The 17,099-nt window shown below is 40.4% G+C and carries 16 protein-coding genes; 5 read left to right on the top strand and 11 right to left on the bottom strand.

What is annotated here, in order from left to right:
• Positions 1-6 precede the first annotated feature (6 nt).
• The 11 genes from BTO09_RS10755 to BTO09_RS10705 are packed head-to-tail and all read right to left on the bottom strand — an operon-like array spanning position 7 to position 12,310.
• Positions 7-921 carry a sulfotransferase gene (locus BTO09_RS10755; RefSeq protein ID WP_087524783.1) on the bottom strand — a complete coding sequence of 305 codons (915 nt, stop codon included), beginning with the start codon at positions 919-921 and terminating at the stop codon, positions 7-9.
• Positions 918-1,967: a glycosyltransferase gene (locus tag BTO09_RS10750; RefSeq protein WP_087524782.1), complete on the bottom strand. Its 1,050-nt coding sequence runs from the start codon at positions 1,965-1,967 to the stop codon at positions 918-920. The genes BTO09_RS10755 and BTO09_RS10750 overlap by 4 nt, the downstream gene beginning before the upstream one ends.
• 9 nt (positions 1,968-1,976) lie before the next feature.
• Positions 1,977-2,672, bottom strand: coding sequence for a bifunctional 2-polyprenyl-6-hydroxyphenol methylase/3-demethylubiquinol 3-O-methyltransferase UbiG (locus BTO09_RS10745; protein ID WP_157663490.1), 696 nt, complete (start codon positions 2,670-2,672; stop codon positions 1,977-1,979).
• Entirely contained in the window at positions 2,665-3,531 is an 867-nt protein-coding gene (locus tag BTO09_RS10740) for a sulfotransferase (RefSeq protein ID WP_087524780.1), read from the bottom strand. The genes BTO09_RS10745 and BTO09_RS10740 overlap by 8 nt, the downstream gene beginning before the upstream one ends.
• A 3-nt stretch (positions 3,532-3,534) precedes the next feature.
• Positions 3,535-4,596, bottom strand: a complete 1,062-nt coding sequence (locus tag BTO09_RS10735) for a DegT/DnrJ/EryC1/StrS aminotransferase family protein (RefSeq protein WP_087524779.1) — start codon at positions 4,594-4,596, stop codon at positions 3,535-3,537.
• Entirely contained in the window at positions 4,593-5,891 is a 1,299-nt protein-coding gene (locus BTO09_RS10730; RefSeq protein ID WP_087524778.1) for a polysaccharide ABC transporter ATP-binding protein, read from the bottom strand. The genes BTO09_RS10735 and BTO09_RS10730 overlap by 4 nt, the downstream gene beginning before the upstream one ends.
• Positions 5,891-6,751, bottom strand: coding sequence for an ABC transporter permease (locus BTO09_RS10725; RefSeq protein ID WP_087524777.1), 861 nt, complete (start codon positions 6,749-6,751; stop codon positions 5,891-5,893). Before BTO09_RS10725 ends, BTO09_RS10730 begins: the two co-directional genes overlap by 1 nt.
• Positions 6,751-7,725 (bottom strand): SDR family oxidoreductase, encoded by a 975-nt coding sequence (locus tag BTO09_RS10720; RefSeq protein ID WP_087524776.1) that lies wholly within the window; start codon positions 7,723-7,725, stop codon positions 6,751-6,753. The genes BTO09_RS10725 and BTO09_RS10720 overlap by 1 nt, the downstream gene beginning before the upstream one ends.
• A 12-nt stretch (positions 7,726-7,737) precedes the next feature.
• A complete protein-coding gene (locus BTO09_RS10715) occupies positions 7,738-9,024 on the bottom strand; it encodes a nucleotide sugar dehydrogenase (RefSeq protein ID WP_087524775.1) in 1,287 nt (428 codons plus the stop codon).
• A 27-nt stretch (positions 9,025-9,051) separates the two neighbouring features.
• Positions 9,052-11,514 carry an exopolysaccharide transport family protein gene (locus tag BTO09_RS10710; protein ID WP_087524774.1) on the bottom strand — a complete coding sequence of 821 codons (2,463 nt, stop codon included), beginning with the start codon at positions 11,512-11,514 and terminating at the stop codon, positions 9,052-9,054.
• Between the two features lies 1 nt (position 11,515).
• Positions 11,516-12,310: a polysaccharide biosynthesis/export family protein gene (locus tag BTO09_RS10705; RefSeq protein ID WP_087524773.1), complete on the bottom strand. Its 795-nt coding sequence runs from the start codon at positions 12,308-12,310 to the stop codon at positions 11,516-11,518.
• Positions 12,311-12,417: 107 nt separating this feature from the next.
• Between BTO09_RS10705 and BTO09_RS10700 the strand changes: the two genes are divergently transcribed.
• From BTO09_RS10700 to BTO09_RS10680, 5 genes are all read left to right on the top strand, one after another.
• Positions 12,418-14,277, top strand: coding sequence for an ABC-F family ATP-binding cassette domain-containing protein (locus tag BTO09_RS10700; RefSeq protein WP_087524772.1), 1,860 nt, complete (start codon positions 12,418-12,420; stop codon positions 14,275-14,277).
• A 2-nt stretch (positions 14,278-14,279) separates the two neighbouring features.
• Positions 14,280-15,047 (top strand): O-methyltransferase, encoded by a 768-nt coding sequence (locus BTO09_RS10695; protein ID WP_087524771.1) that lies wholly within the window; start codon positions 14,280-14,282, stop codon positions 15,045-15,047.
• Positions 15,048-15,119: 72 nt separating this feature from the next.
• Positions 15,120-15,806, top strand: coding sequence for an ABC transporter ATP-binding protein (locus tag BTO09_RS10690; protein WP_087524770.1), 687 nt, complete (start codon positions 15,120-15,122; stop codon positions 15,804-15,806).
• A 158-nt stretch (positions 15,807-15,964) separates the two neighbouring features.
• Positions 15,965-16,537: a cob(I)yrinic acid a,c-diamide adenosyltransferase gene (locus BTO09_RS10685; protein WP_087524769.1), complete on the top strand. Its 573-nt coding sequence runs from the start codon at positions 15,965-15,967 to the stop codon at positions 16,535-16,537.
• 178 nt (positions 16,538-16,715) lie between these two features.
• Entirely contained in the window at positions 16,716-16,937 is a 222-nt protein-coding gene (locus BTO09_RS10680) for a DUF2795 domain-containing protein (protein WP_008272287.1), read from the top strand.
• Positions 16,938-17,099 lie beyond the last annotated feature (162 nt).

The raw sequence follows: 17,099 nt of genomic DNA, 5'->3' as shown, positions 1-17,099 counted from the left end.
TGCGGATTACTTAATACCTAGAAGACCAAAATATCGCCGCTTTAACCAAGACTTAAACCCAGCTGAAGCAGGCTCATGTTGCCCAGCACTAAAGAATTTATAGGCATTAAAATGGTTTGTTTTTTGGGCCGTTGAACTGAGCTGATAATTACCGTATTCCTCTAAAAAATCTGCACCGAGAAAATCCTCATACCCGTTCAGAAATTTAGTGGCCCAACTCGGTAATTCCCCTTTAGATGCTTTGGACTTGTTCTGATAGGGATCTCCAAAATACCCTTTAAACTTGGTATTGTTTGCTGTGTTCAAGACTGCATCGCAATAAGTTATTCCTGCCCAATCATATAGCTCCTTAACACAGCTAGCAGTTTGGTCTATTAGATCTTCGTAACGCAAACTATACACCTGGCTATTCGATTCATTTTGTTTTAAAAACGCCTGTATCTTCTTAGGCCCAAAAAGCAGGTCCCGAGAAAAACGCAACAGCTCCCCTACCGATTTCATATGATAGGTAGTGAGCATTGAACGAACCACGGCAGCAGGATCTCGTTTAAGCACAATGATCTTTGCTTCAGGGAACAAGTCTGCGATCTCCGGGAGAATTTCCCAATACCGAGGAGTCTTATCTATTACAAAGGAATAGCCCTTTGCCATAGGAGCGTAAATTGACAATATGTGATCACGAAGCCTTTCAGATAAAAACTCCTTCCCATAGCTATCGCCATAAGCCTCTAATGCGGCCACCGCAAACTTGTGATCGTAAGTACCTTGAACTAATTTTGGTTTTATTTGGGCTGCATAATTAAGTAAGACCCAGGGCTCACTACAGGTATTGACTTGCTCGTTATTAGACAGTAAATTTTGCAGGTAGGTGGAACCGCTTCTAGGTTGTGATACTATGAATATTAGTGCGTTGTCTTTCACCTTATTCTTATTCGTCTATTGATTTTCTTGTATAATATTGGAGTCATGTATACAATTAAGTACACGCTGCTGTAAAAGGTTCTATAAAAAGGTAATGGTCGAATTAAACTATTATACTTTAAAAGGTTAATATAAGCTTTGTAACAATCTGGCATGTTGATAATTATATCTCGATAAAAGCCTTTGACCACACTCCTAGTTTCTTTGTTGTATTTATATTTATAGTGGATATTTGCTCGATCCCAGATTTCGATATAATTTTGCAAGTGCTCTACTTTAAATCTTTTTTTACCAAGTTCCTTTAACCCTAAGTTTGAAAGTCGCTCGGAATTAGATTGCCTATATACTGCAAGATCTTTATCAAGAAAACCATAGTTTCCGTATTTACCCAATAAAAATGATAAAGACACATCCGCAAAAGCAACTTTTGTAAACCAATTTGGAAAGAAATTTTCAGAGACAACATTCCTAAACATCAAGGTTCTTGCTTTAAGACGCATTTGATTTTTAAAAATTTGTTCTACCGTAGATACGTGGTTGCTACAATAACCATAACCAGAGCCAGTCGGCGCATCTATCTCCACCCAGACACCGTCTTGCTCGATGGCATACTTTTGCCAGTGATGCACTGCCACTAAAGACTTGTTATCTCGTAACATTTTGACTTGTTGTTGGAGTTTATCGTTAGAAATCCAATAATCATCACCATCACACAAGGCAATGAATTCACCTCTAGAAGCATAAATATTAGACATATAGTTAAACCTACTGGTCTTTCTGCCCTTATAAAAAATCTTGTCTTTTTCGCTTCTTAGAAACAATCGAATTTTATCAGGATGCCGCTCTGCTAATGCTTTGCAAATGTCTCTTGTGGAGTCAGTACTATCGTCCTCACCAACAATTATTTCAAAAACAAAATCTGTATTTTGATTTAATATACTATTTAAGCATTTCTCAATATATTCCTCATTGTTATACACCTGAACACATACTGAAACCAAAGGAGTAATAGAATTTATTCTTTTATTTGTCCCTAAATATTCCAACGATTTACTCTAATAATCTGCACGATATAAAATCTGTCCCTCTAAAAAAGTTGATTTTTCTTCACCGGTATCATAATCAATATAATACTTTTTAACCTTGCTAAATCCGGCCCTTTTTAATAATTTATCCATCTCAAATGGATTGTGAATATAAACTTGTGAAGAAATATCAGTCCCAGCGTTTAAGCTATAGTAACCTGCATTTTGCTTACCCGTAAAATCCTTAAATATATTTTGGAATACAGCCTTTATTCCATAACTTTTTAAATTATAGCGGTTGTTTATGTCTAAAAAAAGAATTCCGCTTTCTGTAAGACTGTTATGTATCTTTTCTAAAAATAACAACTTTATCTCCTTTGATTCTAGGTGTCCAAAAACATTCCATAAACAGGTAATTAAATCGAATTTTGTCTCTATAGGTTGACTTAAATAATTACCAACCTTTACTTCAATAACCCCTAATTGAGAGGCGTTAATATTTTGAAGCATCTGATCGCTTTCATCCAATAAAACAACCTTTCTAGGCTTAAGTTGGTCTATAATACGCAAACTTCGTTTTCCATCTCCACAACCAATATCTAAATAACTATCAATGTTTTGAGATTTAGTGATGATAGCCTCAACAGCCATTAAATATTTTAAACGCTTACGGGCTAATTTCGAATAATTTTTAGCTATAGCATTGTAATATGACTTACTATTCATAACCATATTTTGTCAACCATTTATTGTTAATTGACTCAAAGTAATTTATTTCTGATAAGGTAAGTAACTGCTTGTACTTACCTATATTAGAAGTATCTAACTTAGAATTTAATTTTAGCTTCCAACTCATAAATTCATTAGGTTCATAACCATGCTTTCTGTTTTCTTCTGAAAAGTCCAACATAGATTGATCAAATTCAAGCATTAGGAACTCCATAATAACCATTAAAGTATTTACGGGGTCGATAATCAAATCTTCAAATCTTATTGTAAGTTTGTAAAGAGGGTTGACACCATCTAAAAAAGTGTTAATTGCCAGTAAATTAGTACGCCATCGTTCAGCGATCTCCGTAATTTCTGTGGGTAGAACTGGGGCATATATTGAATTTAATGACAATTCAACTAATGATCTAAAAGAGCATGCCACATCTCGACCATCTCTAACAATATGAATAAAGCGAGTATTAGGAAAATACTTTAATATTTTCGGCAGTTTCTGCTTCCAAAGTTTGTTTTTATCACCCCAATACTTCAGGTTTACCTTATTGTGATTTTGGCCATAGAGCATGTAGATATTTTTAATGATTTCTGAATAAGAGATGTAATTAACATTTAATAATGATAAAACCGACTCCTTGTCTATCTCCCATGTTTCAAACTTGGTAGCTTTGTACAGGTCTTCAATAAAATCTAATTTGTTTGTCTGAGTTATTCCATGACAATATCTTTCCTCTAACCACAAAAAAAAATGTGATTCTGGAGGAATGATCACATCTGGATGACTGGTTAGCATCAATCGGAGTAATGACGTTCCAGATCTTGGGTTTCCGATAATAAAAACAGGCAATGTTGGCTTCAAAGTTTACAAGTTATTAATGATTTCTATAACCTTATACTGATCCTTCAACGCTAAATCATGGTAAAGAGGCAAACAAACCACAGTTTTTGCGATTCGCTCTGCCTGGGGCATGGCTTTGTAATCTACAAAGGGTAACATATTTAAACTTGGATAAAAATACCTGCGCAAATTAATACCTTCAGCTATTGCAATATCAATTAGCTGCTTAACCATTTCTTCGCTTTCTAAGATTAATGGGTAATAACTATAATTCCACTTTGTACTCGCTCTTATAGAAAGCCTCCGCCCTTTTTTTAATGCTTGATTATATACTTCGACGCGTTGTTTTCTCGCCCACACTAATTCACCTAAATAAGGCAAAACTGCAAGACCCAGTGCAGCTTGTAATTCACTCATTTTAGCATTAATCCCGATTCTACTGAATGTACCTGGCTTATCATGCCCAAAATTATGCCTATCAAAGATATTTTTCCTTAAATCTTTAGAACAAAACAATCCGCCACCTTCACCTGTATGAAACAATTTAGTTGCATGAAAACTACAGGTACTTATATCGCCATAATTAAAAATAGACTGACCTTTATATTCTACTCCAAAGCAGTGAGCAGCATCGTATATAACCTTAAGATTGTATTTTTTTGACAGTTTAGAAATGGACTCAACATGGCAAGGGTTACCGTATACATGCGTGGCCAAAATTGCGGTAGTTTTGGTTGTTATAGCGGCTTCAATTAAATTCTCATTAATAGTTAAATAATTGGGGTCAATATCAACAAAAACTGGACAACATCCTTCCCATAAAATACTAGATGTTGTAGCAATATAACTAAATGGGGTTGTAATAATTTCTCCTTTAAGATCTAAGGATTTAATGGCTATCTGCAATGGCAAAGTTCCGTTTGCCATAAGAACAAGCTCCCGACTGGTTAGTCTTTGCTGTAATACAGATTCTAGTTCCTGAACTAAAGGTCCTCTGTTAGTAATCCAGGCATTAGACCATACACGCTCTAAAATTGCAAAATACTCAGCTTGTGGCGGTAAAAATGTCTTGGTGACGTTGATCATTCTATAATTGATTTATGCCATTTAAAACTGGGTTTTAGAGGCCCTTTAGATTTCACCATCATGGAGCCTAAATGCTTAGTTTTTGGATTTACATTAAAGATTAAAATATCACTCCTTGAAAAAAGTGTTTGGTTTTGATTTTCAGCAACAATAACATTCACCGTGAACTCGCCTTCGTTAAAAAAATCTCCCGGGATTATCCCTTCTAGTTTAATAATTGCCCTAGAATTTTGATATAAAGTATCAACACTTTCCGCCCAATGGCTACTTGAAACAAATAATATCTTGCCATCAATATCTTTAAATTGAAAAATACAACTCACATCTCTAGAAGGATTATCAACCTCTAACAAACAACACATTAAAATCTGATGATCCATTGCTATGGGAGCATCATCTTTTTGTCCAAAAGAAGTTATTTTCGCCGATATCAAACGGACACCAGATATGGCTTTATCTTCATTCGCTTGAGGCAAATATACATTCTTTACTCCACTAAGGTTATTTTCACTTAAATAAAAAGCAATTCCCTGATCTACGTCACCCTTGAAGGAGATTACTCCATTAGATATAACAATTACACTATTACATAAGCTTTTAACACTCCCCATATTATGACTCACAAACAGCACAGTTCTTCCATCGCCGCTTGAGATCTCTTGCATTTTACCGATGGCCTTTTTCTGAAACTCGGCATCACCTACGGCCAGAACCTCATCGACCACCAAAATATCTGGTTCTAAATGAGCAGCAACTGCAAATGCCAAACGAACGGTCATTCCACTGCTGTAGCGCTTTACCGGTGTATCAATGTACATCTCACAACCAGAAAAACTAATGATCTGATCTATTTTAGAAGCAATTTCGGCTTTGGTCATTCCTAAAATAGCTCCGTTTAAATAAATATTTTCTCGCCCTGTTAACTCCGGATGAAATCCGGTTCCTACTTCTAGCAGTGAAGCGATACGCCCTCTACTTTTTATTGCCCCGGTAGTTGGCGAAGTTACGCGAGATAAGAGCTTTAATAAGGTGGACTTACCGGCTCCGTTCTGACCAATGATCCCCAGAACTTCTCCCTTCTTGACTTCGAAATTAATATCCCGCAGGGCCCAGACATAGTCTCCGGTAGCCGCGCTGCTTCTGTCGTTAACACTACCAATTTGCAAGTACGGGTCTTCTTTTCCACGTATGCGATGCCAGAATCGATTTAAATCGTGGACAAGCGAACCGGTACCGACCAAGCCGAGGCGGTATTGTTTAGACAGTTCTTCCACTTTTAAGATCGTTTCCTTCATTAGACCGTATCGATAAAATTCTTTTCTGTTCTGTTGAACAAGGCCAATCCCAATATAAAAAGTAAAAGGCCAACAACAGCAGTTATAAGTAGATTCGTCCAGCTGAATTCTAAGCCCTCCGCATTAAATAAAGCAAAACGAAACCCTTCTATAAGTTGTGCTAGCGGATTGTAATCCACTATCCAACTGTACTCAGGTACTTTTGCCTTTAGTTGACCTATCGGATAAGGAACTGCCGAAACATACATCAGCAGTTGAACAATAAAACTCAGCAGTATGGAAAGGTCTCGGTACTTGGTGGTCATGGTTGATAAGATCATACCCATACCCAAGCCGTAGATCGCCATTAAGGCTATATAAACGGGCAGCAACAACATATGAGCGTCTGGACTGAGTGCTCTGTCCTCTACCACAACGAAATAAACGTAAAAGCCTGCTAGTATAAACATTTGAATTAGCAGTTTCACTAGATTAGATAGGACCTTAGAAAGCGGAACAATAAACCTCGGGAAATATACCTTACCGAAAATAGCTGCGTTCTGCTTGAATGTATTACTTGTACCCGTAAGACACACTTTGAAATAATTCCACAAAGTGATTCCGGCTAAATTGAACAAGAATGCAGGGACTATGCCTGTATCTATAGCGGCAATATTATTGAAGATCAATGTAAAGATCACCGAGGTGAGCAAGGGCTGAATAAAATACCAAAGAGGTCCAAGAATGGTCTGTTTGTAAACGGTAACCAGATCGCGTTTAACAAAGAGCATCAGCAGGTCTCTATACCGCCAAATCTCTAAGAGATTCAACGACCAATTGCTACGTTTAGCACTTATGGTATAGAGCCACTTTTCTTCCATTAATTGCTATTAAAGAATTTCCAAGTCAAGGCAAGTCCTTGTTTTACAGAATACTGCGGATCATACCCTAACAGTCTTTTCGCTTTGCTAATATCTGCCAGAGAGTCTTTTACATCGCCGCGTCGGCTGAGTCCAAATTCTGGTTTAACAGCTGTTCCAGAGAGTTCAACCAAGTTATTCCACAAATCCAAAATGCTGATTCGTTCTCCAAAAGCAATATTGTATACTTCATTAACAGCGGTCTGCGGAGCGAAAAAGCTGCGAATATTCGCCTCTACGGCATTCTGAACAAAGGTGAAATCTCGCGTTTGACTGCCATCGCCGTGTATGGTAGGAGCTTCTCCTTGTTTAATGGCATTCATAAACAAAGGGATCACCGCCGCATAAGCCCCATTAGGGCTTTGATTGGGTCCAAAAACGTTAAAATAACGCAAGCCAATGGTCGCAGTGCCGTAGGTCTTATAAAATACATCAGCATAGATCTCATTGACCAATTTGGTCACCGCGTAAGGTGAAATAGGTTTCCCAATGCGATCCTCTACTTTGGGCAAGGCCTTGCTATCTCCGTAGGTAGAACTACTAGCAGCATAAACCAATCGCTTAACTGTTGGCGATTGATTCTGGGCCACTAAGATGTTCAAGAATCCGGACACATTTACGGAATTGCTGGTTATCGGATCGTTTATGGAACGAGGCACAGACCCCAGCGCTGCCTGGTGGGAGACATAATCGATACCTTCCATGGCGCGCTTACAAGTCTCTAGATCGCGAATGTCTCCTTCTATAAATTCGAAATTCGGCGCCTCTAAAAAAGGAGTGATATTTTCTTTATAGCCGTTAGATAGGTTATCTAAAACCCGTACCAGACCAGCCCCATTATCTAACAGATATTTCACCAGATTACTACCGATAAAACCGGCACCTCCCGTGATGAGAAATTTGTGATTTGCTAAGGATTCTTTGTGGTAGGTCATACTTTTTTATGGCTAGAGTCTTCCGTCAATTACAGTTTCTGGCAAGAAAGATTTTACATCGAAAACGACGCTCTTTTCACCTTTAAGTTTACTTATGTCGATCTGTTTAAAGGCATCATGAGCAACCGCTAAGATTATACAGTCGTATTGACTTGCCAATTCTGCTTCGTTATTTTTAACAGTGAGGCCGTATTCTGCCGTCACCTGCTCTTGTTTGGCCCAAGGATCAAAGACATCGACCTCTAAATGATACTCCTTAAGCGCAGCAATTACATCAACTACACGCGTATTTCTGGTGTCTGGGCAATTCTCTTTAAAAGTAATACCCATAACCAAGGCCTTTCCCCCCTTTATGGTGGCTTCTTTGGCTAGCATGAGCTTGATCACCTCTTGAGCAACATAATTCCCCATGCTGTCGTTCATGCGTCTGCCTGCTAAGATGATCTCCGGGTTGTAGCCCGACTCCATGGCTTTTTGCGCCAGATAATACGGATCTACACCTATACAGTGCCCGCCGACCAGTCCTGGAGTAAACTTTAAAAAATTCCACTTGGTTCCGGCAGCTTCTAAGACCGCCTGGGTATCGATATCTAGCAGTCTGAAAATTTTAGACAATTCGTTTACAAAGGCAATATTGATATCGCGCTGAGAATTCTCTATCACTTTAGCAGCTTCGGCCACCTTGATGCTCGGTGCTAAGTGCGTACCTGCATCTATAACGGAGCCGTAGACCTCATCGATGAGTTTGGCTACTTCTGGTGTGGAACCAGAGGTTACCTTTAATATTTGCGTTACCGTATGTTTTTTGTCTCCTGGATTGATACGCTCTGGCGAATAGCCGGCAAAGAAATCCTTGTTAAAGGTCAAGCCAGATTTTTGTTCCAAAATAGGAACGCAGACCTCTTCGGTAACTCCCGGATATACGGTGGATTCATAAACCACTATATCGCCTGACTTTAAGATAGCTCCCAAGGTCTCACTCGCTTTGATCAAAGGAGTTAGGTCTGGTTGATTGTTGTCGTCTATGGGGGTTGGTACCGTTACAATGTAAAAACCAACTGCTGCCAAATCTGAGGCCTTATCTGTCAGTACTAATCCTTTGGAGGTGTTTGGCGTTAAAGCAGTCTGCAAGTCCTGATCGGAAACTTCTAAAGTACTGTCGTGGCCTGCATTTAAATTCTTGATACGAGTGGCATTGATATCGAAACCAACAACCTTGTATTTCTTTGAAAACGCAACAGCCAATGGTAATCCGACATAACCAAGGCCAATAATACCAATTGTTGTAGGTTGCTTCATAAAAGATTTAAATTCTTCTGCAGTTTTTTACTTCTTCGCCTTGAACAGGGCACGTATTCGTTGCAGCAGGGATTTTTTCTCTGGGGATTCGTGATAGCCCTGACCATATCCGCCATAACCGTAGCCATAACCATAGCCATATCCGTAGCCGTAGCCATAACCATAGCCCGATTTCTGTTTGAAATAGTTTAGTACAAAACTGATGTTCTTAACCTCTCCGCTATTGTATTTCTCGTTGATAAAGGTCAACATACCTTTTTGCGTATAATTCTGGCGGATCACATAGATATTCGCATCTGAATACTTTACCAATTGAATGGCATCTGTTACCAATCCGAGCGGAGGCGAGTCCAAGATGATGTAGTCGTATTCTTCTTTAAGCCGTTCCATAAGTTCGTCCATTTGCTCATTCATAAGCAATTCAGAAGGGTTTGGCGGCACAGGTCCGGAAGTGATCACCTGCAGATTCGGAATAGAAGTATTTTGCACTACTTCTTCCAGCGTTGCGTCCTTGATCAAATAGTTTACTACTCCTATATCGTTCTTAATGTCAAAATCTCCAAAGATCTTGGGTTTGCGTAGGTCTAAGCCCAACAGGATGGTCTTCTTATTACTCAAGGCGAAGACAGAGGCTATATTGATAGAACAAAACGTCTTTCCTTCTCCACTGATAGAACTGGTGATAAGTACCGTTTTTGCTCCGCTAACGCCTTGCTTTTTATACATGAATTGCAAACTGGAGCGTACTGCTCTAAACGATTCAGCAATCGCTGATTTAGGACGTTCCAATACCGCTAGATTCCCACTAATGGAACTCTTCCCGATAACACCAAGAATAGGAATATTAGATAGTCTTTTTATATCCTGTCCGTGCTGTATTCTATTGTTCAATAAGAACCGAACGAAAACGAATAAGAAAGGAATGAAAAAGCCTAAGATAGCTGCGAGTATATAATTCAAACTGTTGTTTGGTCCTATCTGGCCCCCACCGGTATCCTTGGCAGGATCGATCATTAAAACGTCGCTAATATTAGCAGCCTTTACCAAGTTAGCTTCACTCTTCTTAGAGAGGAACAGGTTGTATGTACTTAAGGAAAGGTTGTATTCGCGCTGAATTTTTAGCAGTTCCTGTTGCTCCTTAGGTAATTTTCTAATAGAGGCTTCGCTGCGTGCTATTCTATTTCTCGCTACAGCAATATCGTCATTAACTCGCGCCTTACTGGATTTAATATTCTCAAGCAACACCGTTTTGGTTGCGTCTATATTACGGTCTAGCTCCGCAAAGATCGGCGTACCTTCTTTTAAGGAGTATTGATAGCGACTTCGAGTCTCAGATAGAGCGATGATCCGATTCACTCCGGCAGCTATGGCACCTTCTTGGATCCCGGCAACGGTTGGAGCTGGGACATCATCGTAATCATTTCTCGTAAGCAAGTATTCCTCTAGTTTGTTGTAATAATCCAATTGTCTTTGAAAACCTTCTACTTGTTCATCAAGGGTTCTTAACAATCGAGATAATTCGGCTCCTTCTTGATCTAGATCATAGATCGCGTTGGCATCCTTAAAATCATTGAGCTTGGTTTCGGCATCGCCAAGTGCATCGATCTGCGTTTTTAAGCTCTTATCAATGAATTCGATGGTTTTGGTCGCAAAGAGATTCTTTCGTTCTAAGAGGTTTTCTTGTAATATCAAAGACGATGCATTTAGATAATCGACCAGTCTGGCTTTATTCGGACCATTCAAACGCATGATCAAAATAGAAGAACCGTCAGACTCTGTAATTACACTAATACTCTTATATCGGTTTACAACACCATTGAAATTAGAAAAGCTCAAATAATACGGCGTGTTGAGTTGTCCTCTCCATTTCTTAAAGGTGAAACTACCATTCAGAAAGGGTAAAAGAACTGGTTTTCCAAACTTGAAATCACCACTAAAACTGGGCTTATCGGGCGTCCATCTGCGAGAAGTCTTTCTGCCATAATGGAAAAGTCGATAACTAGGTGCCTCAAAATCAACGGAAAGATTAAAAGTGGTAGAATCTTTAACCGTGATGGTCAAAGGCAAGTTGATAATCTGTAATTCAGAGGTGTCCGCCACAAACTCAAAGGGAGTTTGTTTGTAGGCGTCTTCTTTTTGATATTTTCCATCGCGCCAGTAATTCACGTAGAATTGCAAGCTGTCAACTACTTCTTCATTATGCGTTCTGGAACGCAACATGATCAAGGCGGTGTTGACTTTATCTGTTGTTCCTCCCCAGTTAAAAGTGAGGCTCGTGTTGGTAGTAAAAAATGGATTCTGATCGTCCTTAATGGAGATCATATTACTCATAGTGTAGACCGGTAATTTGCGGACATTGATATAATATGCAACTCCAAAGGCAATAGCCAAGCAAACTAAGAAAAGCTTCCAATTAGACAATAAGGAAACCAGCAGGCCCTTAAAGTCAAAATTATATTCGGGGGATTCTATTTCGAACTCTTTACTCATATTACAAACGGGTCGCTAATAGAATAATAGAGGTTAAGGCCGTAACTACCGAGATGATCGTTGTAAAGGATTGCAAGCCGGTGGTTCCAGTCCCGATGGACTTTTCTGGCAGCGGATTCACAAGTATCAGGTCATTCGGTTGTATGTAATAATAAGGCGAATTCACCGCATCTATGGTAGTTAGATCTATGTGGTGCACTTTTTGTCCCTGCGGATATTGTCTAACTATAACAATATTGGTTTTATCTCCAGTGACAGGGATATCTCCGTTAGTGGCTATTGCTTCCATGATAGAAACCCTATCTCGATAAATAACACTAGATCCGGGCCTGTTTATTTCGCCATTAATGACATAGCGAATTCCCGCCAATTTAACGGTTACGAAAATATTGGCATCCTCCTTAAAATATTCGGATAGCAAACGTTCCTCTATGGTAGTTCGAATCTCTTCTACAGTGTAACCCAGCACATTGACCTCTCCAAGAGTTGGCACTCTGATATTTCCGTGCTGATCTACCGTAAAACCATCGTAATAAAGTCGTTCTTCTCCTGTAGCGTTCAAATTACTTTCTCCTACCGGATTGAACATACCTACAAGTTCCTGATCTAATGCCTTGATCCGGATACTTATCATATCGTTTACCTGCACGCGATAAGGTGGAGTCACTTTGCGAACGGACATCAGAGAATCATTTGATCCTAAGTCCTCCTGCAAATAGGTCAGCCTTTTGGTTGGGATACAAGAAGAGAAGGAAAGAAGAACTGCCACTAGGGCGTATAAAACGGCGGACTTCATTAAGTGTTTAACTAGTTTAAAGCAAATATAACCTAACGCATCTAATAATAAAAAGAAATCCCGGGGATGCTGTATTTTCTGATTATTTTTGAGCCAAAGTTTCTGCATTGAATTTTGTCTCAGTTGAACATATTGCTAAGGCCTACGGGGAGCGCGTGCTGTTCGAAGATATTTCCTTTGGGATCAACCAAGGACAAAAAATTGGTTTTGTAGCCAAGAACGGAACAGGCAAGACGGCCATTTTGAATATTCTAGCCCAGGTAGAAGCTCCAGATAGTGGGCAAGTTGTGTTTAGAAAGGACCTAAAAGTTTCATACCTACCACAAGAACCACAACTGCAGGCCGATCTAACGGTCAAAGAGACGATCTACCACACAGATTCTCCTACCCTTAAGATCATAGACGAGTATCATTTAGCATTAAAGAATCCAGAAGATGCGGAAGCTATGCAAAAGGCCTTTGACGCTATGGAAGCCGCACAGGCTTGGGATTTTGAGAACCGCATAGAAACCGTGCTTTCTAAATTCCAGTTACACGACTTGGATCAAAAGGTGAGTAATCTTTCTGGCGGACAAAAGAAACGCCTGGCCTTGGCACATGCGCTTATCAATATACCGGACCTGCTCATTTTAGACGAGCCCACCAACCATTTGGATCTGCAAATGATCGAATGGTTAGAGGCCTTTTTTACACGTGAAAAAGTCAGTCTTTTCATGGTAACGCATGACCGCTATTTCTTAGATAGGGTTTGCAACGAGATCGTAGAACTCGATAATGGACAGTGGTATTCTTACAAAGGTAATTATGCCTATTATCTAGACAAGCGCCAAATGCGATTGGAGCAATTTGAAGTGGAGACTGACAAGGCTGTTCAGCTTTACAAAAAAGAGCTCGACTGGATGCGTAGACAGCCTAAGGCCCGCACCACCAAAAGTAAATCTCGTATAGACGACTTTCACGAGATCAAAGCACGAGCGCATCAAAGAAGAAAACAACATGAGCTACAACTGGAGCTCAATATGGAGCGCTTAGGCACTAAAATTGCCGAGTTCCACAAAGTGAGTAAAGCCTTTGGAGATAAGGTGATCACACAAAATTTCGAGTATCGATTTCAACGCGGAGAGCGTGTTGGGATCATTGGAAACAACGGCAGCGGTAAATCCAGTTTTTTAAATATGCTCACTGGAGTAAGCGACCCTGATGCTGGAAAGATCGTTATTGGAGAAACGGTCAAGTTCGGTTATTATTCTCAAGCTGGCATAGAAGTGAAGCCCGGACAAAAGGTCATTGATGTGATCCGCGAGTACGGCGATTATATTCCCCTTAAAAAAGGTCGACAACTTTCTGCCGGGCAGTTGCTAGAACGCTTTTTATTCGATCGAAAAAAGCAATACGACTATGTAGAAAAATTGAGCGGTGGCGAACGCAAGCGTCTCTATCTGTGTACTGTACTTATTGGGAATCCGAATTTCTTAATACTCGATGAGCCCACCAACGATCTGGACATTGTCACCTTAAATGTTTTAGAAAGTTTCCTGCTGGATTATCCGGGCTGTTTGATTGTTGTTTCGCACGACCGCTACTTTATGGACAAGGTGGTAGATCACCTTTTGGTTTTTAGAGGCGATGGAGTCATTGAGGACTTTCCAGGCAACTACAGCGACTTTAGGGCCTACGAAGACAGCAGCGATCCGACAGAAAAAACAACCAAAAAAGAAAAGACCGATTGGAAAGACCCTGGCGCTAAGGCCAAACTCAACTATAACGAGCAGAAAGAGTACAAGGCCTTAGAACGCGACATTGCCAAGTTTGAGCGCGAGAAAAAACAACTCGAAGCTGCTTTTGCCACTGCGGATTGGGACACGGACAAGATCAACGAAGAGTCTTTAAAATTGCAGCAGATCATTACCACCCTAGAAGAAAAGACCGAACGCTGGTTTGAGCTTTCCATGAAATTGGAGGATTAACGATGTATGAGTTTCTCAAATATTTGAGTTTTCTGTGGCGTTCCAAGAACGAGCATGCCGTGCACTCCCCTTTTGTATATAAACTAATTACCGAAGGCGTAAAAACTCGAATTCCACCTGAGTTAAAACAATTACTGCCAAAGCACTACAAATACTTAATTGGGCAACAGCTCAAAATAAAGGTGGAGGATTTTGGAGCAGGCTCACGTGTTTTCAAAAGTGAAGAGCGAGGGGTTGATCAGATTGCCAAAGTTGCTGGTATGTCTCAAAAGACTCAGGAACTTATGGCTAGTGTAACGGCCTATTTCAAGCCGAAAAACATGTTAGAACTGGGAACGTCTTTGGGCAAAGGAACGGTAGCCATGCACATTGGGCATCCAGAAGGAAATATCACTACCGTTGAACGTTGCCCCAACACCCTTGCTGAAGCGGTAAAAGGATTTAAGCGGTTTAATTTTGACAATATTACCCCTGTGAATGCCTTATTCACTGATTTTCTAAATGACGACGACCAATCTTGGGATCTGGTCTATCTAGATGGTGGCCACACTAAAGACTTCACCCTTTTTACCTTTAAGCAGTTGTTGCCTAAGCTTCACAATGATAGCCTGCTTATTCTAGACGATATATATTGGTCTGCAGCAATGACCGAGGCCTGGCAGCAAATAAAAGCTCACCCAGAGGTGACGGTCACCATAGACTCCTTCCATTGGGGATGGGTGTTTTTTCGCAAAGAACAACCCAAACAACATTTTGTGTTAAGATTGTAACAATGCCAGCCTGTCTACGTCTTATGTGCGTAGAATGAAGTATCTTGCATACTATAAACCATCGGTGTTTTTATGAGTACAGTTATTAAGATCCGCGGTATCAAAAGGGATTTCCCGTTAGGACAAGAAATTGTAAAGGTTTTAAAAGGAATTGACCTCGATATTGAGCAAGGCGAATACGTAGCCTTGATGGGGCCTTCCGGTTCTGGAAAATCGACCTTAATGAATCTTTTGGGTTGTTTAGACACCCCTACCGACGGAACTTACATACTCAACGGACAAGATGTGAGTAACCTCACCGACGATGAATTGGCCGACATTCGCAACAAAGAGATCGGGTTTGTCTTTCAAACCTTTAACCTTTTACCAAGAACTACTGCATTAGAAAATGTGGCTTTGCCGATGATCTACGCAGGAGCTTCTAAAAGTGCTCGTTCAAAGCGGGCGGAAGAGGTTTTGACCGATGTTGGTCTGGCCGATCGTATGGACCACAAACCCAACCAACTCTCTGGAGGGCAACGACAGCGTGTTGCTGTAGGGCGGGCATTGGTCAACAAGCCTTCTATCATTCTGGCTGATGAGCCTACCGGAAACTTGGATTCTAAAACCTCTTTGGAGATCATGAATTTATTCGATGAGATCCATGCGAGCGGAAATACGGTGATTCTGGTAACGCACGAAGAAGACATTGCGGCGCATGCGCATCGGGTAATTCGTCTTAAAGATGGTATGATCGAATCAGACACCCGAACCAAGTAAGCTTGTGGACGCCTATCTTGAAAATCCTTATTTCGTAGTTGGCGGCTTATTGCTGCTCTTGGTCCTGATTCTTTTCTGGAACAAACGCAACGCGCAAGTATCGCGCAGTCGCAAGAACAGGTCGTTCCGCAAGCGATACTATGAAAAACGAAAGGACAATGAAGATTTACACCAAGACCGGCGATAAAGGAACCACAGCACTTTTTGGAGGGACACGAGTTCCCAAACACCACATCCGCATAGAAAGTTACGGCACTGTTGACGAACTCAATTCACATATTGGACTTGTTCGCGATCAGGAGATAGCTGCCAATCACAAGCAGTTTATAGAGCAGATCCAAAACAAGCTCTTTACTGTTGGTGCCATCTTGGCTACCGATCCGGAAAAGGCCATCTTGAAAAGTGGCAAAGAACGCCTGAACATCCCCAAGATAAGCGCTGCAGATATTGAAGCCTTAGAGCACGAAATGGATCGTATGAACGAACTGCTCCCACCTATGACGCACTTTGTTTTGCCAGGAGGCCATCAGACGGTGTCATTCTGTCACATCGCGCGCTGTGTGTGCAGACGTAGTGAGCGTTTAGCAGCACAACTCAACGATTTTGAAGCTGTTGATGAGGCCGTATTGAAGTACCTAAACCGCCTTTCTGACTATCTTTTTGTGTTGGCACGGATGTTGACACAAGAACTGCAAGCCGAGGAAATCAAGTGGATCCCGGAGAAGTATTAAAACCGCTCCTAATTCCATCGGCAGCAATGAAAAATATTAATTAATTTTAACTAACTGAATATCAGCTTTTTAAATTGATATTCTTACGTTCTTTTTATTCACGGACAAATAATTTAGATTTTACTTGACTTTTTGATCTAAAAAATTATTTTTGCAAAAATTAAATGCAACAAGTGCTATGTACTGGACTTTAGAGCTAGCGTCATATTTGAGCGACGCACCTTGGCCTGCTACCAAAGACGAATTGATCGATTACGCTATTCGTACGGGAGCCCCTCTTGAAGTTGTTGAGAACCTTCAAGCCATTGAGGACGAAGGAGACTCTTACGATTCTATCGAAGAGATCTGGCCAGATTATCCCACTGACGAAGATTACCTTTGGAACGAGGATGAATATTAATCCACTATAAATAAAAAAGTCTCGCAGGAGGCTTTTTTTTTGCGTACTATTGAACTGCGGCTGAAGGAACTATCTTCGGATTCAATTCCTCTGATTTACAGCTGTTTGCATTTTTGCAGTCTGAATAAAAAGAAGCCTGAGTTATACCGCTAAAAAAGAAAC

This window comes from Gilvibacter sp. SZ-19 (genome assembly GCF_002163875.1).
Taxonomy (GTDB): Bacteria; Bacteroidota; Bacteroidia; order Flavobacteriales; family Flavobacteriaceae; genus Gilvibacter.
The sequence above is the reverse complement of the archived record's forward strand: the minus strand, read 5'-3'. Positions and strand labels throughout refer to the sequence as shown.